The organism is Streptomyces sp. NPDC048291 (assembly GCF_043201715.1).
GTDB lineage: Bacteria > Actinomycetota > Actinomycetes > Streptomycetales > Streptomycetaceae > Streptomyces.
Genome location: NZ_JBICZC010000003.1, coordinates 44,625 through 71,518 on the forward strand (window position 1 = coordinate 44,625; position 26,894 = coordinate 71,518).

20 protein-coding genes and 1 pseudogene are annotated in these 26,894 nt (G+C 68.8%); 7 read left to right on the top strand and 14 right to left on the bottom strand.

Annotation, left to right across the window (positions count from 1 at the left end; translation table 11 throughout):
* Positions 1 to 7 precede the first annotated feature (7 nt).
* Complete coding sequence (locus tag ACGF5O_RS07850; protein WP_393809031.1) at positions 8 to 580, top strand: TetR/AcrR family transcriptional regulator; 573 nt, start codon at positions 8 to 10, stop codon at positions 578 to 580.
* A gap of 111 nt (positions 581 to 691) precedes the next feature.
* Here ACGF5O_RS07850 and ACGF5O_RS07855 read toward each other — a convergent pair whose 3' ends face one another.
* Positions 692 to 1,543: an alpha/beta fold hydrolase gene (locus tag ACGF5O_RS07855; RefSeq protein WP_393809032.1), complete on the bottom strand. Its 852-nt coding sequence runs from the start codon at positions 1,541 to 1,543 to the stop codon at positions 692 to 694.
* A gap of 839 nt (positions 1,544 to 2,382) precedes the next feature.
* Complete coding sequence (locus ACGF5O_RS07860; RefSeq protein WP_393809033.1) at positions 2,383 to 3,234, bottom strand: alpha/beta fold hydrolase; 852 nt, start codon at positions 3,232 to 3,234, stop codon at positions 2,383 to 2,385.
* A 517-nt stretch (positions 3,235 to 3,751) separates the two neighbouring features.
* Here ACGF5O_RS07860 and ACGF5O_RS07865 point away from each other — a divergent pair.
* On the top strand, positions 3,752 to 4,387 hold the full coding sequence (locus ACGF5O_RS07865; protein WP_393809034.1) for a TetR/AcrR family transcriptional regulator: 636 nt from the start codon (positions 3,752 to 3,754) through the stop codon (positions 4,385 to 4,387).
* Positions 4,388 to 4,770: 383 nt separating this feature from the next.
* Here ACGF5O_RS07865 and ACGF5O_RS07870 read toward each other — a convergent pair.
* Positions 4,771 to 5,160, bottom strand: a pseudogene (locus ACGF5O_RS07870) (amidohydrolase family protein); the annotation flags it as partial.
* A 50-nt stretch (positions 5,161 to 5,210) separates the two neighbouring features.
* Between ACGF5O_RS07870 and ACGF5O_RS07875 the strand changes: the two are divergent.
* The 3 genes from ACGF5O_RS07875 (at position 5,211) to ACGF5O_RS07885 (ending at position 7,130) form a co-directional block, all read left to right on the top strand.
* On the top strand, positions 5,211 to 5,912 hold the full coding sequence (locus tag ACGF5O_RS07875) for a GntR family transcriptional regulator (RefSeq protein WP_393809035.1): 702 nt from the start codon (positions 5,211 to 5,213) through the stop codon (positions 5,910 to 5,912).
* A gap of 45 nt (positions 5,913 to 5,957) precedes the next feature.
* Complete coding sequence (locus ACGF5O_RS07880; RefSeq protein WP_393809036.1) at positions 5,958 to 6,185, top strand: hypothetical protein; 228 nt, start codon at positions 5,958 to 5,960, stop codon at positions 6,183 to 6,185.
* A gap of 147 nt (positions 6,186 to 6,332) precedes the next feature.
* On the top strand, positions 6,333 to 7,130 hold the full coding sequence (locus tag ACGF5O_RS07885; protein ID WP_393809555.1) for an MFS transporter: 798 nt from the start codon (positions 6,333 to 6,335) through the stop codon (positions 7,128 to 7,130).
* 133 nt (positions 7,131 to 7,263) lie between these two features.
* Here the strand turns inward: ACGF5O_RS07885 and ACGF5O_RS07890 are convergent, their stop codons facing one another.
* The 7 genes from ACGF5O_RS07890 to ACGF5O_RS07920 form a co-directional block, all read right to left on the bottom strand.
* Positions 7,264 to 8,694 (bottom strand): family 43 glycosylhydrolase, encoded by a 1,431-nt coding sequence (locus tag ACGF5O_RS07890; protein ID WP_393809037.1) that lies wholly within the window; start codon positions 8,692 to 8,694, stop codon positions 7,264 to 7,266.
* A 35-nt stretch (positions 8,695 to 8,729) separates the two neighbouring features.
* Positions 8,730 to 11,330 (bottom strand): family 78 glycoside hydrolase catalytic domain, encoded by a 2,601-nt coding sequence (locus tag ACGF5O_RS07895; protein ID WP_393809038.1) that lies wholly within the window; start codon positions 11,328 to 11,330, stop codon positions 8,730 to 8,732.
* Entirely contained in the window at positions 11,327 to 12,223 is an 897-nt protein-coding gene (locus ACGF5O_RS07900) for a carbohydrate ABC transporter permease (protein WP_393809039.1), read from the bottom strand. The genes ACGF5O_RS07895 and ACGF5O_RS07900 overlap by 4 nt, the downstream gene beginning before the upstream one ends.
* Positions 12,224 to 12,229: 6 nt before the next feature.
* Positions 12,230 to 12,625, bottom strand: a complete 396-nt coding sequence (locus tag ACGF5O_RS07905; protein ID WP_393809040.1) for a carbohydrate ABC transporter permease — start codon at positions 12,623 to 12,625, stop codon at positions 12,230 to 12,232.
* An 11-nt stretch (positions 12,626 to 12,636) separates the two neighbouring features.
* Positions 12,637 to 13,113, bottom strand: a complete 477-nt coding sequence (locus ACGF5O_RS07910; RefSeq protein ID WP_393809041.1) for a carbohydrate ABC transporter permease — start codon at positions 13,111 to 13,113, stop codon at positions 12,637 to 12,639.
* 54 nt (positions 13,114 to 13,167) lie between these two features.
* Positions 13,168 to 14,466, bottom strand: a complete 1,299-nt coding sequence (locus tag ACGF5O_RS07915) for an ABC transporter substrate-binding protein (protein WP_393809042.1) — start codon at positions 14,464 to 14,466, stop codon at positions 13,168 to 13,170.
* Positions 14,467 to 14,772: 306 nt separating this feature from the next.
* Positions 14,773 to 15,771, bottom strand: a complete 999-nt coding sequence (locus tag ACGF5O_RS07920; protein WP_393809043.1) for a LacI family DNA-binding transcriptional regulator — start codon at positions 15,769 to 15,771, stop codon at positions 14,773 to 14,775.
* Between the two features lie 586 nt (positions 15,772 to 16,357).
* On the opposite strand from ACGF5O_RS07920, the gene ACGF5O_RS07925 reads away from it, so the two are divergent.
* Positions 16,358 to 18,358: an RICIN domain-containing protein gene (locus tag ACGF5O_RS07925; protein WP_393809044.1), complete on the top strand. Its 2,001-nt coding sequence runs from the start codon at positions 16,358 to 16,360 to the stop codon at positions 18,356 to 18,358.
* Between the two features lie 264 nt (positions 18,359 to 18,622).
* On the opposite strand, the gene ACGF5O_RS07930 is transcribed toward ACGF5O_RS07925, so the two are convergent.
* The 3 genes from ACGF5O_RS07930 to ACGF5O_RS07940 form a co-directional block, all read right to left on the bottom strand.
* Positions 18,623 to 19,300: a response regulator gene (locus ACGF5O_RS07930; protein WP_393809045.1), complete on the bottom strand. Its 678-nt coding sequence runs from the start codon at positions 19,298 to 19,300 to the stop codon at positions 18,623 to 18,625.
* Between the two features lie 25 nt (positions 19,301 to 19,325).
* A complete protein-coding gene (locus tag ACGF5O_RS07935; protein ID WP_393809046.1) occupies positions 19,326 to 20,489 on the bottom strand; it encodes a sensor histidine kinase in 1,164 nt (387 codons plus the stop codon).
* A 102-nt stretch (positions 20,490 to 20,591) separates the two neighbouring features.
* On the bottom strand, positions 20,592 to 22,772 hold the full coding sequence (locus tag ACGF5O_RS07940; RefSeq protein WP_393809047.1) for an MMPL family transporter: 2,181 nt from the start codon (positions 22,770 to 22,772) through the stop codon (positions 20,592 to 20,594).
* A 277-nt stretch (positions 22,773 to 23,049) separates the two neighbouring features.
* On the opposite strand from ACGF5O_RS07940, the gene ACGF5O_RS07945 reads away from it, so the two are divergent.
* Positions 23,050 to 24,264: a lactonase family protein gene (locus ACGF5O_RS07945; protein WP_393809048.1), complete on the top strand. Its 1,215-nt coding sequence runs from the start codon at positions 23,050 to 23,052 to the stop codon at positions 24,262 to 24,264.
* 115 nt (positions 24,265 to 24,379) lie between these two features.
* On the opposite strand, the gene ACGF5O_RS07950 is transcribed toward ACGF5O_RS07945, so the two are convergent.
* Positions 24,380 to 26,005: a hypothetical protein gene (locus tag ACGF5O_RS07950; protein WP_393809049.1), complete on the bottom strand. Its 1,626-nt coding sequence runs from the start codon at positions 26,003 to 26,005 to the stop codon at positions 24,380 to 24,382.
* Positions 26,006 to 26,894: the final 889 nt, after the last annotated feature.

The window sequence follows — 26,894 nt, forward strand, 5'->3', positions numbered from 1 at the left end:
GAACCCGGTGGCGCGTTACGACAAAGAGCACAAGCAGGTGACGCGGCAGCGGATCATCGAGAAGGCCGGCCATCGGTTCAAGCAGGACGGTATCGACGGCTCCGGCATTTCCACACTGATGTCGGACGCCGGGCTCACCAACGGAGCCTTCTACGCCCACTTCGCGTCCAAGGACGACCTCGTGGCGCATGTCGTGACCGAGGAACTGCGCACTCAGATCGCCCAGTACGACACCCTGCGGCCCGGCCGCCCCGGACTCGAGGATTTCGTTCGCGACTATCTGTCGGCCGAGCACCGGGACCACCCGGGCCTCGGATGCCCTTCCGCCGCGCTGCTCGACGAGATCGGCCGCTGCGGGGACGGCACCAAGCAGGCCTACACCGACGGGGCCCGGAAGATCGTGGACGAGATCGCCGCACGCCTGACACCCGAGGATCCGCAATCCGCTCGCAGTAAGGCCATCGGGCTGTACACCATGATGGTGGGGACGTTGCAGCTGTCCCGCGCCCTGTCCGATCGAAAATTCGCCGACGACGTCCTCGAGCGGGGAATTGAGAACGCCCTCGCATTCATGCGCTGAGGGAGCTGCCACACCCCGGCGAGGCGGGCCACTCATCTCCGCCACTCGGCACACGGGCAGATCGAGCGCCTACCCGCATCCTCGGACCAAGGGACGACGGGCACTTCACGCCTACTGTCGTTCCAGGAACTCGACGGCCGTCTCGACGAACTGCCGGTGGAACTGGAAGATGCCACCGTGGCCGGCGTCCGGGTAGATCACCAACTCACCGTTCGGCACTCGCCGCTCCAAGTCGTACGAGTTCTTCGTCGGAACCATCCTGTCGCTCTCGCCGTTCGCGATGAGCACGGGCTGGTGAATGACGGAGAGGTCCTGGGGCTGCTCCAGTCCCCAGCGGTGAATGGCCTTGAGCTGGGACCTGTACGCGCCGAGGGAGATCGCCTTGTCCCTGTCCTGGGTCCGTTCCTTCAGTCGGGCCAGGAACTCCTTGCCGGCCCGGCGCCCGTTGGCAGTGCGGGTGAAGAAGAGGAACTGCTTCGGATCCTGCATCGTGAGCAGCGCCCGGACGGTGTCGATGTTCGACAACCGGGTCACGTCCTTGATGCCCTCTCCACCCGCGGGGCCGGTACCAGTGAGGATCAGCTTGCGGACGAGGTCCGGTTCGTCCTGCACGATCACCTGGGCGACCATGCCGCCCATCGAGAATCCATGGAGATCGACACGCTCGAAGCCGAGCGCCCGGATGAAGGTGACGGCGTCCTTGGCCATCTCCTGGATGGTGCGCGGCGTCGAGCCGCTGGAGGCGCCGACCCCTCTGTTGTCGAACGTGATGACCCGGCGCCCGGCGGCGAAACCGTCGACGACCCGGGGGTCCCAGTTGTCGAGGACCCCGGCGAGGTGGTTCAGAAAGACCACCGGGATGCCGGACCGGGGACCGAGATCACGATAGGCGAAGGTCACTCCCCCGGCGGTGACGGTGCTCGTCGGCGCATTCTTGTACGACGCCGTCGCGTCGCCTCGCACTCCTTGCGATTCCTTCACTGTGCTGCCCTTCAGCATGGTGGTTTCCGCGAACGCGACGCCCCCTCCTCGAAGGAGGGCGGCTCGGTGCAGTCACCTGTGTCTCCCGGCTGCGGCTGCAGTCTGCGGGGTCGGTGAGCGGTGACCCTGGGCATCGCAACCTTGAGCGATCCTTCAGCGCCATTCGCAACGACAATTAAAGTATGACCGTAATTCTATCGCCTCGCAAGCCGTCACCTGTCGTGGCGGCTGCGCAGGCGAGCCGGAGGCAGCCGCCACGACGAGGGGATGCCGGTTCGACGGTTCCGGTCGGGGTGCGGGTCCCGTGATGCCGACGGACCGGCCGACCGTGCTGCTGCCCCTGCAGCAGGTCCTCGTCGAGCCGAAGAGGAACACGGCCTCCGGACGCACGCCGCGTTCGATGGCCAGATCCTCGCCCTGAGTCTTCGGGTCGAAGTTCCGGTACGTCCGCCGAGCAGCATCCCCTCGGTCGGCGTTCTGGAGGAACCACCTCTCACCGGCCTGATCCGCCCGGTCGCCGTGGTGTCGGTCGAGCGGAGTGCCACATGATCCGTGGCTCGCTGTCACGTGGACCGCAAGCTCCTCGCCAGGACCCACCTCCACTCGATCGCATCAGAAGACGCCCGAGACCAGCCTCGCCACCGAACTCACCCGGTAGTCACAAATCAAGATCACCGGGTGGCCCTCGGTGCACCGCTGCCGTGATCGCGGCCTCCCGCAGTCGTGCGAACGCCGCCCCACAGGACTGCGAGGCGGCATCATGCCCGCAAGCCACCAATCGCCCTTGTTGCTTCGAGGTCGGCTGGTGGGGTCCGGCGCGATCAGGCGGCGAGGAAGTCAACCACCTGCTTGGTGAAGGCCTTGGCGTACTGGAAGAGGAAGGCGTGGCCGGCGCCGGTGTAGAGCACGAGCGTCGCATCGGCGAGGTGTTGGACCGCCACATAGGAGTTGTGGGCGGGGATCATCACGTCGTTCAGACCGTTGGCATAGAGGACGGGATGCCGGATGGCCTCCAGTTCCGCCACCACCTGGTCGAAGGGCGCGGCCAGGAGCGTGGCCGCCGCGGTGAGCATGCCCTGTGCCGCCGTCTCGGAGACCGCGGGGCCGCCGGCCGCGAGCCGGGTCGAGACGTGGTCGAAGTGCTTGTGCCCGGCGGCACGAGCCGCGTCCGTCTCCGGGTAGAACAGGAACAGCATGTCCTCGAGATCCGCGTCGGGCTTGGCCATGATGCCCAGGACCTTCTCACTGAACGGCGGAGCATCGGGCACCCAGCCGGCCGGACCGCTGCCCGCCACGACGAGCTTGCGCACCAGTTCGGGCCGCCGCACCGCCACGCGCTGGGCCACGATGCCACCCAGGGACCAGCCGAGCAGGTCAGCCTGCGGAAGGCCGAGCGCGTCGATGAACTCGATGGCCCCCTGGGCGAATCCTTCGAGGGAGTCGCGCGGCTCTCCGTCGGTGTAGCCGACACCGACGTTGTCGAACACGATCACGTCGCGGTCGGCGGCCAGGTAGTCCAGGAACTCCGGGTCCCACCAGTCGATCGTGCCGCGGAAGCGGTTCAGCAGGACCAGCGGAACGCCGCCCTGCGGACCCATCCGCCGGTAGGTGAACTTCGCGAAGGGGCCATCGACGGTGAGGTCTTCGGCCTTGTCTGCCAGATATACGCTCATGGTGTCCTTCTCCTGTTGACGGTTCAGCGGCTGTACAAGCCGCCTCCCCGGTCCGGTCACGCAGTGCGGGCCATCCCTACGGACAGGCTTCTGTTCCGCGGCTCAGATGGGTCGATCCGAGGTCGCCGACCAGGGCACGCGCAGCTCGACTCCGCCGATCCCCGGCTCGACCACCCTGTTGACCTGCGTCGACTTGCCCTTCGACAGGCCTGAAGTACCTGCATCCGCGACGGGTGACCACGCGGTGCGACTCGCTTCGATCACCTCGCGCCCGCCTTGCCGAGCGCGAGGGCGGCGCCATCCGGCGCCATTGAATTACGTTCGTAATGCTATGCGGTTGGGTCCGACCGCGCAAGCAACCTCCCGATTCGACCGCAGGCGGCAAAGCGGCGGCCGACGGGGTCCACCGCTGGATGGCCACCCACCACCCCGTCGGCATTGAATTACACTCGACATACAATATGCCCAGGAAGTCGATGGAGGGCAAGCGACTCCCCTGGCCAGCGAAGGAGCGTGCGTGCGATACGGGAAAGAGCACAAGAAGGCAACCAGGCAGCGGATCGTCGAGACGGCCGGCCGCCGCTTCAAGAGGGACGGCATCGACGGGTCGGGTATCACAGCCCTCATGAAGGACGCAGGCCTCACGAACGGCGCCTTCTACACCCACTTCGCATCAAAGGAAGAGCTGGTGGCCACCGCGATCGCCGACCAGCTGCACGCACAGAACGCGAGCGTCGTCGAGCAGGCGGCACCAGGCCGCGCAGGACTCGAACAGATAGTGCGGTGGTACCTGTCCGTCCAGCATCGGGACAACCCCGACGACGGCTGCCCCTCCGCCGCCCTGCTCGATGAGATCCGGCGCTGCCCGGACATCGTCAAACGGTCTTACACCGACGGCGTACTGATCGTCATCGAGGGCATCGCAGCCCGCCTTGCGCCCGACAATCCCCTCTCGGTCCGCACCGAGGCACTCACCGCCTACGCCATGATGGCCGGCACTCTGCAGCTCGCTCGCGCCCTCGCCGACAGCGACCTCGCCGATCAACTCCTCGATCAAGGCATCCGCAACACCCTCGCGCTACTGAGCGTCGAAGCCGCGCCGACCTCCCCCGCAAAAGCGGGCCCACGTACGACCCGCGCATCGACCACTTGAGGGTTGCCGCCAAGCAGCCTCAGCCCGGCGCAACCGAGGAGCCCGTCGGCGCCGCCTGCGTGCGACGAGGAACTCACACTCGGGCGAGCCGAAGTCGTGATGCCGCCCTTCGGGCAGAACGGTTCGAAGCTCGGCCTCCGTCGCCCAGCGGGCCGGCACCCGCCGGCCCGGATGCCCCTCGACGCACCGCCGGAGCAGGTCCTGCTGGGTCCCCGGTCCGGCACGACAGCACATCTGCTCCCACCGCTGGAGCTCTGCCGCCCTCCCGGACATTCCGTGCGGACGGCACGCGCACGGTCACCCGACATGCCGCGGCCGCGAGTTCGTAACGAGCCATTGACAGCGGCTTCGGCCAGAGGGCACCCTCATCTCCACGCGGTTGACTAAACGATTAGCCAACCCGGAATCAACAAGTGCAGGCCACGGGAGGCCAGTTCGCGGGCCAGTCGCTGCCACTGCCGGTCTCCCAGCGGAGGCACCGGGCGGCCGATCAGGTTGAGGCGGATTCCGCACACGCCCGCTGCCGTGAGCCGGTCGAGTTCTTCGCCGGGCGTCACCGGATCAATGACGGCGACCCCACGAAGGCGTTCCGGCGCCTTGCCGAGCGCGTCCAGCAGGTACGAGTTGTCTGTTCCGAGGAAGCTCGGCTGCACCAGAACTCCGCCGGCCAGGCCGTGCGTGTCGAGCAGCGCCAGGTAGGCGTCCACCCTGGCGTCGTAATCCGGGGTGTACCTCCGGTGGTGCGCCAGCCGCAGACCGCGCGTGAAGACGTGGGCATGGGTGTCGAGCGGCCGACCTCGCCCGGACCGACCCGCGTCTGCCCTTGCACGCCCGGCTCCGGGAGGTGTTGGTCGAGCGCATCCGCACCGGGGAGTGGTCTCCCGACCAGCCGCTACCCGCCGAGTCCGCCCTGGTCGAGTACTACGGGGTGTCTCTGGGGACGATGCGGCGCGTGTTCCGCGACCTCGTGGATGAGGGTCTGCTCGAACGGCACCAGGGAACCGGGACGTTCGTCCGAAGAGCGTCCCTGGACGCCTCCCTCTTCCGCTTCTTCCGGTTCGGAAGCACAGGGAGCGGTTTTCCCGAGAGCCGTATTCTCTCCGCCGCGCGGCAGGTGAGTACGCCGGCCGTCGCGTCCGCCCTGCGCACCACCACCGGCAGCGAGGTCCTTCACCTGCACCGGCTGAGGCTCTACGACGGGCAGCCCGTCCTCGTCGAGGACATCTGGCTCCCGCTGCCCCTGTTCGAAGCGATCGAGCGGATCAGCCCTGACGAGCTCGGTGACCTGCTGTATCCGACGTACGAACGCCACTGTGGACAAATCATCGCGGCCGCCATGGAAGAACTCACCGTCGAGGCCGCCGACGCGGCCGATGCGGCCGATGCGCCGCTCCTCGGCTGCGCGCGCTCCGAGCCCGTCGTCGTGGTCGCACGGGTCGCCCGCTCCCACGACGCCAGACCCCTGGAGTACCGCCGCTCACGCGGGCTGGCGCACACCTTCCGGTACCGCATTGACATCCGCTGACCCCATTTCCCCGTTCACGTTGCCGCATACGAAGAGAGCCGCCTCATGTTTGCCTGGTACAGGGACACCGACACAGCCCAGAAACGGGCGTTCTGGGCCGCCTTCGGCGGCTGGACGCTCGAAGCCGCCGACGCCCAGAAGTTCGGGGTCGTCCTGCCGACCCTGCTGGCCGCCTGGCACCTGAGTACCGGGGCAGCCGGAACTCTCGCCTCCGTCACCCTCGTCTTCACCGCGTGCGGCGGTTGGCTCGCCGGCCGGGCCTCCGACCGATAGGGACGTGTCCGGGTCCTCCGGTGGACGATCATCGTCTACTCCGCCGCCACCGTCCTCATCGGCTTCGCCACCGGCTACTCCGAGTTGATGGTGCTGCGCAGCATCCAGGGTTTCGGCTTCGGTGGTGAGTAGGCAGCCGGCGCCGTCCTGTTCAGCCTGCTCCCGGAGGAGTGGACCTGGCGGTCGATGTTCTGGCTCGGCGCGCTGCCGGCCGCCCTGGTCATCGTCATCCGCCGCAAGGTCACCGATCCCCCGCTCTACCGGCAACGGTCCGCGAAAGCCGAGGACCGGGCGTCCCTGCTGCGGATCTTCAAACCGGACCTCCTGCGGGTGACCCTGCTCGGCGCTCTGCTGGGCCTGGGCAGCCACGGCGGCTACTACGCACTGACCACCTTCCTGCCCACATACCTTCGCACCACCCACGGCCTGTCAGTCCTCAGGACCAGCGGCTACCTTGCCGTCTTCATAGCCGCTTCCTTCTTCGGATACCTGGCGTCCGGGATCCTGGCCGACCGCATAGGCCGCCGGAAGAACATCATGTTCTTCGCGGTGATGTGCCTGGGCTCTGTCGTCAGCTATCTGTTCCTGCCGATCGACGACACCCAGATGTTCTTCCTGGGCATTCCGTTCGGCTTCTTCTCCGCCGGCATCCCCGCGAGACCCGGAGCGCTCTTCGGCGAGCTGTACCCGACCGCGATCCGCGGCACCGGGCAGGGCTTCTGCTACAACTTCGGACGCATCGTCCCGGCGGCCTTCCCCGCGTTCGTCGGCTTCCTCAGCGACAGGCTCGGCATGGGTACCAGCATCGGCCTGTTCACGGGGAGCGCCTACGGCATCGCCGTCCTCGCCGTGGCACTCCTCCCCGAGACATCGCACAGGGAACTCGACACCGGCGCAATCCCCGCGGACGAGACGCCCGCCCCGCCGGTCGCGTCAGCCCAGTGAACCGGCGCACGGCATAGGACACCCTCCGCGCCCCGGTGATCGGCGCGGAGGGTGCGCTCTCCCTCTGGCTTCCGCATCAGGAATCAGGTCCGGCCGGCAGAAGGGTCACACGATGGTCCGGGGATGTGGCGCGTCAGACGACCATCCACTGCTGGTTCGCGCCGGCGGTGCAGGCTGCCTGGTCGAGGGCAGCGCCGTTGGCGGTCGACGCACCGGCGACCTCGAGGCACTTGCCGCTGTTGACGTTGGTGAAGGTGACGTAACCGCCGATCACCGCCGTCCTCGTCCACAACTGATGCGAAGCTCCGGTGCACGTCGACTGGACGGCCACGGCTCCGTCGGCCGTCGAGGCGCCGGAGATCTGCAGGCACTTGCCGCTGTTGACGTTGACGAGTTCGTGGTCGGAGCCGACGGCGGTGGGCACCCACTGCTGGTTGGCCCCGGAGTTACAGTTGCCGGAGTTGACCGCGGCCCCGTCCGCCGTGCTCAGGTACCAGACGTCCGCGCACTTGGCGCTGTTCCGGTTCAGCAGGTGGTTGTTCGCGGCGCCGAGCGGGCCGGCGATGACCGGCCAGCCGCCCGCGAAGGTCACCTGTCGGATGTCGAGCGTCTCCTGCCCGGAGTTGTCGCCGCCGTAGTAGTGGTAGGCGAGGAACTTGGAGGTGCCGTCGTCGTAGGCGTCGGCACCACCCGCCGCCACCCTGGGGTAGGCACCCGTGAGAACGGTGGTCCCGCCGCCGGAGGCCATGTCCGTGCCGTTCTGGTAGAGGTAGGGGCCGGTGATGCTGGTGGATCGGCCCACCACGGTGTAGTAGGTGCTGTTGACCCCGCTGCAACAGGTGCCTTTGGAGCCGAAGAGGTAGTAGTAGCCGCCGTTGAGGATGATCGTGGGGTTCTCGATGCCGACGGCGATGTGCCAGAGGTTGTTGTCGGTGGTGGACAGCTTGCCGGTGGTGGTGTCGAGGACGTGCATGTAGGTGCCGCTGCCGGTCCAGGAGCCCCAGGAGATGTACAGCCGGCCGTCGGGTCCCCAGTCGACGTTGGGGTCGATCGGGTAGTCGACGTCCGTGACCATGCCCTGGTCGGTCCAGGGGCCCTCGATGTTCGTGGCGGTGGCCAGACCCATCACCGCGTAGTTCGTGCCCCAGAGCGAACCGGCGTAGTACAGGTGATAGGTGCCGTTGAAGTACTTGATGTCCGGGGCCCAGATGTTCGGCGGTGTCGACCCGAGCTTGCTGGTGATCCAGGACGGGGTCGACTCCCATACGTTGCCCACCTTGGTCCAGCCGGAGGCGGGGGTGGCGTCGCAGGTCCTGCGGATGGTGATGGATCCGCTCGGGTTGAGCGAGTCGTGCTCGAAACCGGTGGAGAAGCCGTAGTAGCAGCTGCCCACCTTGATGACGCTCGGGTCGTGCATGCGGATGTCCCCGCTGAGTGCTTGCGCCGGGGAGGCGGTGACCAGGCCGAGAACGGTCAGCAGTGCGACTGCGATCGCGGCGAGGACGGAATGCCCGTGCCTTCTGCGTCTTCCGGGGCAGGTCGCTTCGGTGTGGTGATTGGTCACGCGAGACGCCTTTGTGTCGCGGGGTGTTGGAACAGTCAGGTGCCGGTCGGGACGGCTGCGCGCGAAACGGTGCTGGTCCCGGTCGGCAGGTCGGTCACGTCTCCCTCAGGCCACTCGATCCGTCCTGTCGCTCCGGTGGGTACGGTCGTCTCCACGACGAGATCCGTCTCCCCCAGCTCCCACCGGATCGCCACGCGGCCGTACGGCGATTCGTGGGTGGCGCTCGCCCAGGTGATGCCGCCGCCCGGTCGTGGTCGGAAGACGATGTCGCGGTAACCGGGTGCGCCTGGGTTCAGCCCGGCGACCCTGGTGTGCAGCCACTGTGCGACCGCGCCGAGGGCGTAGTGGTTGAACGAGGTCATCTCGCCCGGGTTGACCGTACCGTCGGGCAGCATGCTGTCCCAGCGCTCCCAGACGGTGGTGGCGTCGTGCTTGAGCGCGTACAGCCACGAGGGGCACTCCTGCTGGAGGAGCAGCGCGTACGCGGTGTCGTCGTGGTTCGTGGCGCTCAGCGCGGGTGCCACCAGCGGCGTGCCGATGAAACCGGTCTGGATGGTGTGCCCGCCCGCCTCGACCAGTTCGGCCAGGCGATGTCCCGCCTCGTCCCGGGCCGCCGCGTCCGGGAGAAGGTCGAACTGCAGGGCCACGGCGTAGGCGGTCTGGGTGTCGCTGGTCATCCGGCCACCGGGCAGCACGTACTCGTCGACGAACGCCTGCCGGACCCGCCGCGCGAGTTCCTCGTAGCGGCGCCGTTCGTCCACGCGCCCCAGCACGTCGGCGGTCCATGCCACATGCCGCAGGGACCATGCGTAGTACCCCGTGGCGATGAGGTGCCGGTCCGTACGGCCGGCACCGGGGTCGTCCGGTGGAGCGAACGGGTCGAGCCAGTCGCCGAGTTGGAAGCCGCGGTTCCACAGGCCCGACGGATCGGCGAGACCGGTGACGAGGTCGACCCACCGTCGTGCGCTTTCGTACTGCGCGGCCAGCAGTGCGGCGTCCCCCGAACCCCGATAGAGATCCCACGGAGTGAGTGCGACCACGTCGCCCCAGCCGGCGCCGGGTCTGGCCGGGGTCCACTGCGAGCCCCCGGGGATCTCGGGTACGTACCAGGGGACGGTCCCGTCGGCATGCTGTTCGACGGCGACGTCGCGCAGCCAGGACGCGAGCATGCCGTGGCAGTCGTACAGGAAGGCGGCGGTGGGGGCGAAGACCTGGATGTCGCCGGTCCAGCCGAGCCGCTCGTCACGCTGCGGGCAGTCGGTGGGGAGGTCCACGAAGTTGCCGCGCAGGCTCCACACCACGTTCTCGTGGAGTCGGTTGACCTGCTCGTCGGAGCAGGCGAACCAGCCGGTGCGTGCCATGTCGGTGTGATGGACGCGGGCGACGATGCCGCGGTACGGGTCGCCGCCGCGCCAGCCGGTGATCTCGGCGTACCGGAAGCCGTGGAGGGTGAAGCGTGGCTCCCAGGTCTCGGGGGCGCCGCCTTTCAGGGTGTACCGGTCGGTGGCGACGGCGTCACGCAGGGGGCGGACACACAGTTCTCCGTCCTGGAGCACCTCTGCGTGGCGGATGACGACGGTGTGCCCGGCCGGGCCGGCGACGGTGATGCGCACCCGGCCGACGAGGTTCTGCCCGAAGTCCACCAGGAGCCGGTCGGCGTCGAGAGGGGTCACCAGAACCGGCGTGATCTCCTGCGTGCAGCGCACCGGCGGGCCGGTGGGTGCCACCAGGGTCGCGGGGTCTCGGGCGACGACGTCCACGGGCGACCAGTCACCGGCGTCGAATCCGGGACTCGACCAGCCGGACGGTTCGTACCGCGCGTCATAGGTCTCGCCGTCCAGGAGTCCCGAGGAGAGGAGAGGCCCGTGGCCGGCACGCCAGGAGGTGTCGGTGCCGATGACGGTGACCGATCCGTCGCGGTGGACGACCTCCAGCTGGGCGAGGAGGGCGAGCCGGTCGCCGTAGACGTCGGCGTGGCCGCCACCGAAGCCCAGCCGTCCGCGGTACCAGCCGTCGCTCAGCCACCCGCCGATGGCGTTGTCACCTGCGCGCAGGTGGTCCGTGACGTCGTGGGTCTGGTAACGCAGCCGGTGGTGGTAGCTGGTCCAGCCGGGCGCGAGGGCATGGTCGCCCACCCGCCGGCCGTTGATCTCGATCTCGTACAGGCCGTGGGCGGTGACGTACAGCCGTGCGCGTTCCACCTCCGTGCCGACGGCGAACTCCTTGCGCAGCAGCGGCGGGCGGCGCTCGCGGGCGCACCCCTGCGGCTCGTGCGGGGAGACGGTGAGGGCTGTCCAGTCCGCCGGTACCAGCAGTCCGGCCTCGATCCGCAGCGGCGGGCTCCACTCGCTGACCGTCCGGTCGGCTCCACGGACCCGCACCCGAACTTCGCAGATCTCCCGGGACAGCAGTGGTGCGAGGGGCCAGGGCACGAGCACCGAGTCATGGGAGGCCGACCAGTCCGTGACGTGCGTACCGTCGGCGCGGGTGGCCTCGACCTGGTACGCCTGCTGCCTCCAGCCGGCGGGTGCTGTGGTCTTCCAGGAGATCCGGGGCGACGACTCGCCGATGCCGAAGGGCTCCCGGTGGTGTTCCGCGGTCGGAGTGGCCACCGTGGGTATCCCCTCGCGGCTCATCCCTTCACCGCCCCCGCCGTCAGACCCTTGATGATGCGCTGGTTGATCAGCAGATAGAGCACCAGGGCGCCGACGACGTTGATGCTGATCGCGGCGAACAGCGGTCCGTAGGCCGTCTCTCCGTACTGGCCAGTGAAGTTGAGCAGACCGACCTGGATGGTGCGCAGGTCGTCATTGGTGGTGAAGGTGAGTGAGATGAGCAGGTCGTTCCAGATGAAGAAGAACTGCACCAGCGCGACCGTGAAGACGGCGTTGCGGACGACGGGGAATCCGATCCGCCAGAAGGCGGTGAGCATGCCGGCCCCGTCGAGGGTGGCGGCCTCGAAGATCTCGCGCGGGACGGCGCGGAAGTAGGTGGCCATCATGAAGACGGTGAGCGGGAGGCCGACCGCGGTGTAGGTGATGATCAGGGGCCACATCGTCCCGGACAGCCCGGTCTGGAAGTACACCCGGAACAACGGGAGCAGGATCATCTGGCTCGGCACCATGATGCCGACGAGGAAGACGAGGAGGACCTGGTGGCGGCCGCGCCAGATCATGACCTCCAGGGCGAAGCCGGCGGCGGTGCCGAGCACGATGATGAGCGCGAGCGAGGGCACGGTGGCCAGGAGGCTGTTTCGGACGTAGAGGGCGACGTGCCCGGTCGTCCACGCCTCGGCGTAGTTGTGGAAGTCCCACTTGCCTGGAAGCGACCAGGCGGGGTCGTTGACGAACTCGGACTGGGTCTTGAAGGAGCTGAGCACCAGCCACAGCAGCGGCGTCACTTCGACGGCCACCAGCAGGATGACGAGCAGATTGCGCGTCAGGCGGCGGGCGTACGCGCGCCCTTGCAAGGTAGTGGCCCGGGGGCGGGCGAGGAGTTCTCGCGACGGTGCCGTCAGGGAGTCGGTCATGGGAGTTCAGCCCTTGGTCAGGTCGCGGCGCGAGAAGCGGAAGATGACGAGGGTGACGCCGAGGCAGACGACGGTGAGCAGCGAGGCAATGGTGGTGCCGTAGCCGTAGTCGCCGTAGGAGAAGGCGGTGCGGAACATGTAGAGAGTCAGGGGCGTGGTGTCGCTGCCCGGGCCGCCGTTGGTCAGGGCGAGGACCGAGTCGAACACCTTGAGGGTGCCGTTGATGCTGAACACGACGGACGACAGCAGCACGGGCGCGGACAGCGGCAGGACGATGTGCCGGATCAGGCGCCATCCGGTGGCGCCGTCCAGCCGCGCCGATTCGAGGGTCTCGTCGGGCATGTCGAGGAGCCCCGCGAAGATGAGGACGCCGTAGAAGCCCATGGAGCGCCAGACGTCCATGACGACGAGGACTATGAAGGACCCGCCCGAGCCGGCGAACCAGTCGTCGTGGTGGATGCCGAGGCCTTCGAGGGCGATGTGGCCAGGCCGTTCTGCGGCGCGACGGCGAAGAGCTTCTGGAACATCAGGGCCACGGCGACCGTCGGCAGGATCACCGGGAAGAACACGAGCGTGCGGACGACCGCGGACGACTTCCGCAGGACGAAAACGTAGAGCAGGGCCAGCAGGTAACCGCAGAGCACCTGCCCGACGGTGACGACGATCCCGTACTTGAACGTGAACCACAGGGCCGAGTGCGCCTGCGGGTCGTGCCAGAGCTTCTCGAAGTTGCCCAGCCCTCCGAAAGCGAAGCCCTCGATGACGTTGCCCTTGAAGAAGGTGTAGCCGAGGGACCAGCCCATCGGCACCAGCATCACCAGGGTGTACACCAGCAGCGCCGGGCCCAGCAGGACGGCGATGGCACGGCGGTCTCCCAGAACTGAACGCATGACGGCTCTCTCACGAAGGGATGGGTGCGGCGGATCGCGGTGGGGCGGGAGGGGTCAGCCGTTGTCGAGGTCGCTCTGGACCTTCTTCATGAAGTCCTTGGCCGAGAGGGATCCGGTGACGAGCGGCGCGGCGTTCGTCTGACTGGTCTCCGTCGCCTTGGTGTTGAACAGCGCCTCGAACCACAGGGTGCTGGTCTTGGTCTTCGTGATGGTGTCCTGGACCGTCTGGGTGAGCGGGGGCAGGGTGCCGGTGTCGCCGTTCGGCTTGAACCCGGAGACCGTGCCCTGGTCCTTGAGCGAGGCGGCGCCGTAGTTCTTGGTGATGCAGGAGAGCCAGTCCCCGACCTCGGCGTTGTACGACTTGGCGGAGACGGCGACCGGGAGGCCGACGTTGGCCGGGATCTGGTCCGCGCTGCCCTTGCCGCCCGCGACGGTGGGGAACGGCATGAAGCCGACGTTGTCCGCACCGATCTTGTTCTTGGTCTTGTCGTTGAAGTCGACGAGTTCCCAGCTGCCCATGTAGAACATCGCGGCCTTGCCGGTGAGGAACTGCTGGACCGCGGTGTCGTAGTCGATCGAACCGACGCCCTTGCCGAAGTACCCGGCCTTGCCCAGGTCGGCGATGGCCTGCGCGGCCTTCACATAGGCGGGATCGGTCAGCTTGGCCTTGCCGTCCGCCACGGCCTGCATGGCGTCCGGGCCGAGTTCCCGGTAGAGGTAGCCGCTGACCAGGCGGGTGAGAGGCCAGCCGTCCTTGCCGTCCGCGGCGAACGGGGTGACACCGGCACCCTTCAACTTCCCCGCCGCCGCGACCAGTTGCTCGTAGGTCGTCGGGGTGGCGATGTGGTGGTCGGCGAAGAGCTTCTTGTTGTACCAGATGCCCTCGATGTTGAACTGGTAGGGCATGACGTTGAACTTGCCGTACAGGTTCTCGACGGTCTTGACGGCCGCCGGCTGTATGTCGCCCCAGACACCGAGGTCCTTGAGCGTCTTCTCCAGATCGAGGACCTGCCCGGCCTTGTCCAGGGTCTTGGTCAGCTGCGGCGTGCCGCCCGCCGCGAACTGCACGGGCAGGGCGTTCTGACCGGCGAGAAGCTGCACCTTCTGGTCGACGTTGCCGATCGGCAGCGTCTGGATCTGCAGCGGCAGGGCCTTGTCCTGCGACGCGCACGAGCCCTTGCCCAGTGCGGTCAGCTCCTGCTGCACGATGTGGTTGTCGTCGTTGATGGTGAGGGTGAACGCCTTGACGTCACTGCCCGAGGCGCTGCCGCCGCCGCAGGCGCTCAGCAGCAGGCTCGAGGTGGCAGCGGTCGCCAGGAGGGCGATACGGCGGGTTCTGAGGGTCTTGTGCACGGGTACTCCTCGGCACACAGAGCGTTGAAACGCTTCAATTGAGGGATGCCCGGAACCTATGACCCGTTTCGGCATGTGTCAAGGATCTGTCGCGGATGTTTCCGAACCGCGCCCGAGCGATGCGGAACGGATGTCCGGAGTGGGTACGCCAAGCCTGAGGCGACGAACAGCTGGTCAGCACGGCGCGCCTGCTCGGAAGCGCACGATGACTGGTGGATCCGGAAGTACCTCAGCGGCGGGCGGCCCCGGAAGGTCAGGGAGTCCGGCGGACGCGGGCGATCAGCGCGACGGAGCGGGCCGAGGCGGTCAGAGCGACGCGCTGGCGCGGACGATCAGCTCCGGCTCCAGCACCACGGTGGCATGGCGGTGCTGCTTGCCCGCGGCCACCTCGTCCATGAGCAGCCGGATCGCCTCCTGCCCCATCATCCGGCCCGGCATGTCCACCGCGGTCAGCGGCACCGCTGCCGTGCCGGCCCCGCGGTTGTTCTCGCAGCCGACGATCGCGACCCGGTCAGGCACCCTGATCCCCGCCACGGTGTGCAATTCGTGGATGATGGCGTTGGCCAGCGCATCGGTGACGACGACCAGACCGTCGGGCAGATCGGCGGGCGCCCGCCGCGCGAGATCCCGCCCGACCACGTGCCCATGGGATGCGGCCAGCCCGACGCTGTCGATCTCCTCCAGGGTGACGCCGGGCCCCGACTCCTCGACGGCCGCGCGCACCCCTCTGCGCCTGTCGCGCACGGGCTGGTAGTCGTCGTGCGCGACCACGTAGGCCAGTCGCGTACGCCCCATCTCGATGAGATGGCGCGCCGCCAGGTATCCGACGTGCTCGTTGTTGACCAGCACCGAGCAGCACGTACCCGGTTTCGGGGCGTAGTTGAGGAGCACGACCTGGCGCCCGTGCGAGCGGATGCGCGCGATGCCGACCGAGGAGTCCTCCATGGGGGCCAGCAGCACGCCGGTCACCCGTGACTCGTCGAAGAGGTCCAGGTAGTCGTCCTGCAGCGTCATGTCGCACGCCGTGTTCGCGAGCAGCAGGTTCTGGCCGATCGCGCGCGCGGCGTCCTGGGCGCCGTGCGCCATGTCGATGAACAGGGAGTTCTCGATATCGGCGAGCACCATGCCCACGCTGTTGGTGGAGCCCGACACCAGCGAACGGGCCGCGTCGTTGCGCACGAATCCCAGCCGGCCGATGGCCTCGCGGACGCGTTGCGCCGTCGCGGGGCTCACTTTCGCCGGATGATTCAGGACATTGGACACAGTGCCCACCGAAACACCCGCGGCATCGGCGACGTCCTGCATGCTCGGACCGGCATGCCCCTGTACTCGCGGACGGGCGGTTGCCACTGCGCTCCTCGACCTCCGGTCTCTTCCGGCCCGGGACCGTAGGACACTCACGTGACCAGGCCGTCGCGGGCAAGCGGCACAATACATGACGCACGTTGAAGCGCTCCAAGCATAGCGCCCAATCGCCCACGCGGCTCCGAAGCCGTCGATCGATAACAGCTGGTCACAGGACATAGGTCAGTCGACTGCCTCCCGCGCGCCCCGGCGGGCCCGCGCGGGCGCCAGTCGGCTGTCACGATCGGTCGGCGCGTGTCGGCACCAGAGCGATCACGGATTTGATCTGGAAAATCGCGGCAGCCGGTCTTGACGGCCCCTTGGAGGCATGTAAATCGCCCACCGCCGACCTGATTGAAACGCATCAATCACGTGGGTACCGATCGATCAGCTCCACGGCATGCGACAGCGACCTGCAGAACCATCGCGGCGGCACGCCCTCCGTCCTTCCATGGACAGGGCCCGGCCGGTGCCGGCCGACGCACGTGATCCCGTCCGCACGCGGCCCTCACACATCACCTCTCGACGGCGAGGGAGTCCCGAAAACATGCGCAGAAGACGAAACGCACTGGCGAAGGCCGCCGCCATCGGCGCGGTCGCCGTGCTGATGTCGTTCACGACCTCGACCTCGTCCGCCGACGCCGTGACCTACAGCGGCGGCACCATGTGGCAGCCGCCGGGCGGAGCACCGTCCTACGGCTCGCTCTACGCCCACGCGATCAGGCTTCAGCACAGCACCGACTCCAACGGCACGCTCCTCGCGCCCTTCGAGCAGTACTCGGGCAACGGCATGCCGGTGTATCGCAGCACCGACTCGGGGCACACCTGGACGCAGATCTCCACGATCAACGACCAGGTGAACTCGTGGAACAACATCCAGCTCGAACCCGTGCTCTACGAGCTGCCGCAGGCGATCGGCTCGTTCCCGGCCGGAACGATCCTCGCCGCCGGCGACTCCATCCCCACCGACAATTCCAAGACCAAGATCGACATGTACGCCAGTACCGATCACGGAGTGACCTGGAGCTTCGTCAGCTCCATCGCCACCGGCGGCAAGGCCGTCGACACCAACGGGAACACTCCGGTGTGGGAGCCGTACTTCATGGTGGCGAACAACAAGCTCATCGCCTGGATCTCGGATCAGCGCGACCCGGCCCACGGCCAGAAGCTCGCCCACTTCACGACCAACGACGGCGTCAACTGGTCCTCCGAGGTCGACGACGTCGCCTATCCCGCCTACGCCGCCCGGCCGGGCATGGCGATCGTCGCCCGTCTCGGCAACGGCAAGTACATCCTCACCTACGAATACTGCAACGCACCAAGCGGCGGCTGCCCGGTCTACTACAAGATCGCCGACGACCCGGAGAGCTTCGGCTCGGCCACCGGCGTTCAACTCATCACCACCGACAACAGAAAGCCGGACGGCGACCCGTACGTCACCTGGCTGCCCACCGGCGGCCCCGACGGGACCATCGTCGTGCAGGCATACAGTGACCAGCAGCTCTACGAGAGCACCGACAACGGTGCGACATGGGTGCGCATGTTCTCCAACACCGTCCAGGGTTACAGCAGAGGTCTGCTCCCCCTCGCCGACGGCAAGAGCCTGCTCGTCACCCGAGGCGGCGCCCTGGTGACCAATGGCACCAACAAGGTGACCTACGGCATCGACGACTACGGCGGCGGCATATCGACCGGCGCCGCCTACAAGATCCAGAACAACCTGAGCTCCCAGGTGCTGGGCGTCCCCAACGCCAACACCGGATCCCAGGCCGTCCAGGCCCCGGACAACGGAACCCCCGACCACAACTGGCAGTTCCAGCTCCAGAACAACGGGTACTACCGCATTCTCAACACCTTCAGCGGCAAGTACCTCGCCGTCCCCAGCGGCTCCCTGTCCGCCGGTACCGGTGAGATCCAGTGGACGTCCACCGGCGGCGCCGAGCAGGACTGGTCCGTCGAGCCCTCCCCCGCCGGCGGGTACACGATCACCAATCGCCGCAGCGACCTGGCCCTGACCATGGCCACCGACTCAGGAGGCCAGACCTCCACGAACGAGCAGGTCACCCAGGCGCCGCTCACCTCGGCGGCCAACCAGCGGTGGAACCTCGTCCAGACCGCGGCCCCGGACTTCGGCAGCGGCCAGTACGTCATGGCCAACGTCAACAGCGGGAACTACGCGGAGACGGTCGGCAGCAGCAGCGGCACCCAGGCCGACCAGTACCGCGACGTCAACCACCCCGACCAGTACTGGACGTTCACCCGGAACGGCTCCTACTGGACGATCACCAACCTGAACTCGGGTGACGTCCTGGACTCGGCGGGGAACACCGCCGGCGGCAGCGCAGTGGTCCAGAACCCGGCCTCCGGTACGACCCCTCAGCAGTGGTCACTGGTCGACACCGGTGCGGGTAGGTACCGGCTCGTCAACCGCGCCAGCGGGCTGGCGCTGGCTGTGGTGGGCGCGTCGACCGGCAGCGGAGCCCTGCTCGACCAGGAGACCTCTTCGTCGGGGCCCTCGCAGCTATGGACGATCACCAAGATCAACTAACCCGTCTCCCAAGCAGGCCGCCTGGGCAGATGTCCGGGCGTGCCTGCCGACGGCGGCAGGGGAGGCCGGGCCGGATGCGGTCCACTCGGAGAGCCGCGGGCCGCGCAGGGGGCGGATCAGGGTCCCTGGCCGTGAAGGCCGATGGCACCGACGAAAGCGGTGATCTCCACGGTCCGGCCCGGTCGTACCGCCGCGCCGGCACCGGGCAGGAGACGGCCGGTTGCCTCCCCGAGCCGCGAGCGCGACGCCGTGGGCGGGCCGTGCTCAGGGCTGTGTTTCCCCGGCGCGGACCAGGCCTCTCTCGTAGGCGATGACGACGAGCTGGGCGCGGTCCCGGGCGCCGAGTTTGGCCATGGCGCGGTTGGCGTGGGTCTTGACGGTGACGGGAGTGACGAAGAGTCGTTCGGCGATCTCGGCGTTGGACAGTCCGGTGGCCACGAGGGTCATCACCTCGCGTTCCCGTGGGGTGAGCGTGGCCAGACGCGCGGAGTCGGCGAGTACGCCGGGGGACGGCTGGGCGAGGAACAGAGCGATCAGTTTCTTGGTAGCCGTGGGAGAGAGCAGCGCCTCGTCCGCCGCGACCAGCCGGATGGCATCGAGGAGTTGGGCGGGTTCGATGCCCTTGCCGAGGAAGCCGCTGGCGCCGGCCCGGAGCGCTTCGACGACGAACTCGTCGACCTCGAAGGTGGTGAGGACGAGCACCTTCACTCCCGCCAGGTCCTCGTCCCGGCCGATGAGACGGGTGGCCTCGATGCCGTCGATCCCGGGCATGCGGATGTCCATCACCACGACGTCGGCCCGCTCCGACCGGGCCAGCCGTACGGCCTCGTGGCCGTTGGACGCCTCCGCGACGACCTCCATGTCCGGTTGCGCGTCGATGAGCAGCCGGAAGGTGCCGCGAAGCAGGGCCTGGTCGTCGGCGAGCAGGACGCGAATCGTCATGGGCGGCGGTTTCCTCACGGGTGTGTCAGACGGTGGTGGCGGAAAGGGTGAACGGCAGTGCGGCGCTGACCCGGAAGCCGCCCTCGGGCCGCGGGCCGGCGGTGACGGTCCCGCCGATGGCGGTGGCGCGCTCGCGCATGCCGATCAGGCCGTGGCCGGTGCCGGGTCCCTTTTCCGCGTGGGGCGGGCCGTTGTCCGTGACGGTGACGCGCAACGCCGTCGCGCCGTAGTCCAGGGCCACCTCGGCGCGTGCCGCACAGGCGTGTTTGTGGGTGTTGGTGAGTGCTTCCTGGACGATGCGGTAGGCCGTCAGTTCGGTGGAGGGAGCCAGTGGGCGGCAGATGCCCGTGCGGACCACTGTCACGGACAGACCGCCGTTGCGGACACCGCTGACCAGGGTGTCCAGGTCGGCCAGGCTGGGGACGGGGGCCCGGGAGTCGGGCGCGTCGTCGGGCTGGCGCAGCAGGCCGACGGTGGTCCGTAGTTCGTCGAGGGCGGCGCGGCTGTTGTCCTTGATGTGGGCCAGCACCTCGTACGCCCGATCGGGGTCGGTGCGCATGAGGTGGTGGGCCACTCCGGCCTGGGCGTTGACCAAGGTGATGTGGTGGGCGACCACGTCGTGGAGCTCACGGGCGATGCGCACGCGTTCCTCGGTGACGCGGCGGCGGGCCTCCTCCTCCCGAGTGCGTTCGGCGCTGTCCGCGCGTGCTTCGACCTGTGCAAGGTGCCGGCGGCGGCTGCGGACCGCGTCGCCCAGCGCGGTGGCCGCGATCGCGAAGTCGAAGCGCAGCAGGCTGGTGCCCACGAGGAGCGGCTCGTGGTGGGTGGCGGCGTAGACCCCCGTGATGGCGACGGAGGCGGTGACACCGGTGATCCAGGCGGTGCGCCGACTGCTGCGGGTGGCGAGCGTGTACAGGGCGACGAGGCTCGCCGCCGGGGTCGAGGCGTGGTCCGGGTCCAGGGCCATGCCCGTCAGATCGACGGCCAGCGTGAGCACCACGACGGGCAGCGGCCAGCGGCTCCGGAACACGAGGGGGACGCAGGCCAGTGCCGTCCAGGCCGCCCCCGCCGCCCGGGGTGCGTGCCAGCCGGACTTGCCCGCGGCCGTCGCGAACAGCGCGATGACGATCAGCACCGCCGCGGGGAGCGCGTCCCTGATCCGGTCGTGCCGGGCCAGCCACCGCCTCATCACTGTCACCTGCGTTCTCTCAATGTACGAAGCGCGGGCCGGCGACGGGCCGGGTCCGCTCCGCCCGGTCGCCTCGCCGTCGTCCCGCGGGTGCGCCGGGTCTCAGTCGACGAGTCCGGCGGGCTGCGGCTCCCGCGCCGGGTGCCGCGGCCACTCCGGTCCGTCCGGCGGTCCCTCCACGGACACCCGCGGCAGCGCCTTGTCCAGCCGCCGCGGCAGCCACCAGTTCGCCCGCCCGCACAGGTGCATGAGCGCGGGGACGACGACCATCCGGATCAGCAGCGCGTCCAGGGCGACGGCGACGGCGAGGCTCACGCCGAACTCGGAGATCACCCGCATGCCGCCGAAGACGAAGGAGCCGAAGACGCAGAACATGATGGTGGCGGCAACCGTGATCACCTTGCCGGTCTCGGCTTGGCCGACGCGGACGGCCCGGCGGCTGTCGCCGGTGTGCGCCCACTCCTCGCGCATCCGGCTGACCAGGAAGACCTGGTAGTCCATGGAGAGACCGAACATGATGCCGACGACCAGGATCGGCACGAACGACTCGATCGGTCCGGCGGCGCCGAGTCCGAGGAGCGAGGCGCCGTAGCCGTACTGGAAGATGACGACGATCGCGCCGAAGGCCACCCCGATGCTCAGGATGTTCAGTACGGCTCCCACGGCGGGGATGAGCAGGCTGCGGAAAGCCACGGTCAGCAGCAGGAAGCCGAGCGCGGCGATCACCAGCACGAACAGCGGGAGCTTGCCCGTCAGCACCGACGCGAAGTCGTCGTTGCTCGCGGTGACACCGCCGACGTAGACCTTCATCGACGTGCCCCGCTCCGCCTGCGGGATCACCTTGTCCCGCAGGCGGTCGATCAGGTCGGAGGTGGCCGCCGACTGCGGGGAGGTCGTCGGGACGACGGAGACCACGCCGACCGTCTGCCCCTGCACCATGGGCGCGGCGGTGGCACCGGCGACGCCGTCGACCTGCTTCAGAACCGTGACCAGCTTCACCTCGGCCGCCCTGTCGGCGGCGGTGGGGGCCTGGACGGCGAGGACGAGCGGGCCGTTGAAGCCGGGGCCGAAACCGTCCGCGATCATGTCGTACGCCTGGCGGTTGGTCGAGGTCGTGGGCAGGTTGCCGTCGTCGGAGGCGCCGAGGCGCAGCGACAGGGTCGGCAGCGCGAGTGCCGCCAGGACGGCCAGGGCGACCAGGCCGAGGGCCTTTGGGCGGGCCTGGACCCGCTCCGCCCACCGGCCCCACCAGCCGGTCCCGTCCGCGCCGCCGGCGGGTGCACGGCGTTCCCTGCGGCCGAGGACCCGTGGTCCGATCAGGCTGAGCAGCGCCGGCAGCAGAGTGATGGCCGCCAGCACGGTCAGGACGACGGTGACGGCGGCGCCGACGGCCATGCCGTTGATGATGCCGACGTTCAAGGTGAGCATGCCGAGCAGTGCGACGACGACCGTCAGCCCGGCGAACATGACGGCCCGGCCGGAGGTGTCCAGAGCCTTGGCGATCGACTCGGCCGTGCCCATGCCCGCCTTCAGGTTGGCGCGGTGCCGGTTGACGATGAACAGGGCGTAGTCGATGCCCACGCCCAGGCCGATCAGCGAACCGAGGGTCAGCGTCGTGCTGGACAGCGAGATGACATGGCTGAGCAGGATCAACGCGACCGCGGAGGTGCCGACGCCGACGATCGCCGTGACGATGGGCAGCACCGCCACCCACACCGCGCGGAAGACGAACAGCAGCACGACGAAGGCGAGCGCGATGCCCATCGCGTCGGCGACAGGATTCGGCGCCGGGTTGACGGTGAACGCCTGCCCGTTCAGGGCGATGTGCAGGCGTGCCGACTCCGGCGCGGTGGCGAGTTCCTTGACATGCTCGATCTGGCCGTCCGCGACGTCGCGGACGAACGCGACCGTGGCGTAGGCGGTCCTGCCGTCGTTGCTGACCTGCGCTCTGCCGCCGGCCGTGTAGGGGCTGGTCACGGTGGCGACTCCCGGCGCGTGGGCGATCCGCCCCAGCGCTTCGGTCATCGCCCGCTCGGCCGCGGGCTCGGTGACCTTGCCGTCCTCCGGCTGCCAGACGATCCGGCCGCTCTTGCCCGCCGCGCTGTTCGAGGCGTGCTGGAGCAGGGCCGTCGCCCTGGCCGAGTCGGTGTTCTGCGAGGTCGGGCTGTTGCCGAACGCGCTGCCTGCCGCACCGACCCCGGCCCCCAGACCGATCAGCAGGCCCACCCAGACCAGGAGGACGACGAGCCGGTGCCGGTGGCACCAGCGGGCGAGAGGGGACATGGACGAGCCTTTCCGGGGATACGCCACATGATCGGGCCGACGAACCCGGCCCACGCTCACGCTCGCATCCCCGGGATCCGACGGCGTCGGGCGTCCGCAGACACTTGCCCCTACTGCGATCGCAGCAGACGAAGGACCGTCCTCAAGACCCGTCTCCGGGCTCTCCTTACGAGAGGGTGACGCGCCGTTCGAACCACTGATGCCTCCTCGTCCCGTGAACCACTCTGGCCTCGCGGCCACCGCCGTCGGTGGCAGGCAAGGACTGGAGGATCACCGCATGAGCAGGCACACCAGGCGCAGGTCGCCCAGGAAGACCCGGCTGACCATCGCCGGAGCAGCACTTCTCGCATCGGCCGCGGCAGTCGGGACCATGACCATCGCCTCGGCGGACGAGCCCGCCCGCCGACAGGTCACCTCGGCGCGTGCCGGCGCCGACCACGCCGTGTTCGTCCAGGGCGACGAACTGGCCGGCAACACCATCCACGCCTTCAGGCGGGGCGAGGACGGCACCCTGTCCGCCGCGGGCAGCTACGCGACCGGCGGAAAGGGCGGCGACCAGGTCGACGCCCCCACCGACTCCCTCGCCTCCCAGGGCTCGCTCGTCTACGACAACCGGTCCGGGCGGCTGCTGGCGGTCAACGCGGGCAGCGGCACGGTGACCTCGTTCCGGGTCGAGGGGCAGCGGCTCACGGACCGCCAAGTGGTGGGCTCGGGAGGCGACTTCCCCTCTTCGATCGCCGTGTCCGGCACGCTCGCGTACGTGATGAACGCGGGCGGCGCGGGAAGCGTCCAGGGCTTCCGGATCACGGCCGGGGGCCTGGTGCCGCTGGGCGGCTCGCACCGCTCCCTCGGCCTGCACAACAAGAAGGTCCCGCTGTTCAGCAGTTCGCCCGGTCAGGTCGCGTTCACACCGGACGGACGTGACCTGGTGGTCACCACCAAGTCCGCCAACACCATCGAGGTCTTCCCGGTACGGCACGACGGACGCCCCGCGCGCCGGGCGGTGATCAACGACTCGGCCGGCGGTGTCCCGTTCGCGATCACCTTCGACAGGTCGGGCCGCATGCTGGTGGCCGAGGCCGAGAAGTCCACCGTCAGCACGTACCGGGTCCGCCGCGACGGCACCCTCAAGGTCGTCCAGGAGCCCCTTCCCAACGGCCAGAAAACGCTGTGCTGGCTGGAGCGCGCGGGCGACTTCTTCTTCGGCGGCAACACCGGCAACTCCACGGTTACCGGCTACCGCACCGACCGGCGCGGCAAACTGGCGCTCACCAACGGCGACGGCGTCGCCACACCCCCTTCGGCACGCTCACAGGGCGTCATCGACCTGGCGGTGACGCAGGACCAGAAGTTCCTGTACGTGCAGAACGCCACCTCCGGCACGGTCGACGGCTTCAGGATCGGCGGGAACGGGTCACTCAGCAAGGTCACCACCGTCACCGGGCTGCCCCCCTTCGCCGAATCCGGTATGGAGGGCATCACCGCGGTGTGAAGAAGCGGCCGCCCCGGAAAAGCAGGTGATGGGAACTCGGGCTGCTGCGGCCGGCACGGTGACTCATCCTCGTCGGGGACGAGAGGTGTGGCTGCCCGCCGGTGGACAGAGGTGCTCAGGTGCCGTCGGCGGGCTGGGTGTACGTCCGTGAACCGACCGTCGTGGTGAGCGAGCCGATCGCCCGGAAGACGGTCTGCCAAAGATCGATCGTCGGGTGGAAGCCACCGACACCGGTCTTCTTGGTGGCCAGTACCTTCCCGCTCCGTCCGGTCTTCACCAGGTCCGAGTACCAGTCCAGGGTGGTCAGGGTGGGGCTGGTGCTGGTGCGGGTGACGCTCTCGGAGCCGTCGAGGAAGCTGCCTCCGTCGTCCGAGTATTGCGTGTAGCGCACAGACACGGTTCTCACCGCGGTCCTGGCGTCGTCCCAGAGGATGTCGACCAGGGCGCTGCCGGACGCCTTCCCGCGCAGGGTGTACGTGCCCTGTGGCGGGTAGGGCCGTTGCGGGGCCGTGGTGCCCGGGACGTAGGCCGTGCCCCAGGGCACCACGTCGGACACCGGCTCGACCGGCCGCCGGTGCACCGGCTTGCACTCCACCAGCCGAGCGATCATCAACCGGGTGCGGCGGCCGCCCGGCTCGGCGGAGACCGGGCACGGCAGGGGGTTCGCTCCGCCGCAGGAGGGGGCCGAGACCAGCCGCTCGTGGTAGACGACCGCCGTACCGTCCGGGGACCAGCGCGGGTCGGCGCCGGCGTTCCAGTCCGCGGAGGCGTTCGCGTAGTTGAGCTGCTGGCCCCGGTAGGCGCCGCGGTCGCCGTAGCGGTCGATCAGATACGGCTGGAAGAAGCGCCGCTGGCCGTTGTTGCGGACGGAGGAGACCACCGAGGTGGACAGCAGGTCCGTGATCGCCGGGATGCCGGTCATCCCTGAGACGAAGGTCATCCGGTCGTAGGCACGGGTGTCCAGGGCCACGATCCACCGGTCGTCCGGGGAGGCGTCCACGGGATCGGCGTAACCGGGGTCGGCCGTCATCCGGCGGACCCGGCCCGTGCGCAGGTCGACGGCCATCAGGTCGATGTTGGACGACTCGACCGGATAGCCGACGTAGAAGGCTTCTCTGCCGTCCTTGGAGAAGCCGCGGAACTCTCCGACTCCGGGCAGCGAGGGGTCGAACACCAGCTTCGACGGGTCCCGCGGGTCGACGTGCACCGGCTGCGCGCCGGGCGAGGCGTCGAAGAGCCGCGTCACCTTCTCCAGCTCGTACCGGGGGACGAGCGGCTCACCGGTCTTCGGGGCGGGGTCGAAGCGCAGGCGGCCGAAGTAGCCGTACTGGTCGAGGCGTCCGCCGGTGACGGAGACGCTGTTGAAGCCGAGGTGCACCTGGTCCGGATGCAGGCGCAGCTCCCGGACGGGGGTTCCCGGTCCCGAGCCGTCGGCCGACGTGTTCCAGCGGATCGGATAGATGTGTATGCGGGCGGGTGTACAGGCCGGTGAGGCGAGTCGGTAGGGGCCGCAGTCGACGACGTTCGTCCCGTACAGCACCCGCCTGCCGTCGGCGAACGGCTGGGGGTAACTGGTGTCGTCGGTCATGCCCCGCCGGTTGGCGGCCGGGGTGCCGCAGGTCAGGCACTTCCAGGCATCGCCGCCCGGGAAGGTCCCGCCGTCGGTCCTGACCAGGATCAGCTGGGTCCCGCTGTAGACACTCGCCGACTCGAGCGCGGCGGGGGCGCCGGCGAAGGTCACACGGGCGGTGACCGTACGGCCGTCCGGAAGGAATCCGCCGCTTTGCAGGGCGTTCCAGTCGGCCGAAATGCAGCCGGTGCCGTGCGGGTTGACCGTCCGGGTGCACGACCCGGCTTCGTTCGAGGGTGCGGTCGGCGGCAGTGGCAGCTCCGCGACCCGGATCCGCTCGGGAGCCGGCGGGCGGGGCAAGGACCCGGTTACCGCCGTCGGCGGTAACGAGACAGCCAAGCCCACCAGGGTCAGCGAGCCGAGCTTCCAATTAGCATGAGCATGACAATTTGACTTCCTTCCTCCTGCTTCATGTGGGGAGTATCGCCATCGTTCCGATGCCCCGATTCGGCGTTGAGGCAGTCGCGCTTCCGCAGAGGTCGGGCGATCGCGGGTAACTCCTCCGGGGCTGCCCACGCTGACACGGCTCCGGCCGCTCGTCGTCAGCCGATCGCAGACATCCGCGCCTGCTGCGATCGCAGTAGCCAGCCGAACCCGTGGCCGTGTCGGGGCCGCCGCGACGCCGGAGACCATCGACCGGTGCGGCGCCATCGACGCTGCCCTGCACGCCTCGGGAGAACGGCCTGGACCGCGTCGACGATGCCTCATACATGGGTCTCGAAACTCTTCCCGCACCTGCAGCTGTCTCATCAGGTTGCCAACACGGGTACTCGAGCAAGCGCCCACGTCACCACCCAGCGACCAAGGTCCGGACCGTACCCGGACCGGATGCCGCCTCTCAGCGACCGCGTTGACCAATTACGCCGGTCAGCGGTTCGCGAACGATGTACTCCCAGCAGACGAAGAATCTGCTGGTCGGCCGCCCTTGCGGCGGTGCATGCGCCGTGACAGCGCAGAGCTCTAGGCCACCCGCCTCACCCCTTGAAGAGGCGGAAGCCCT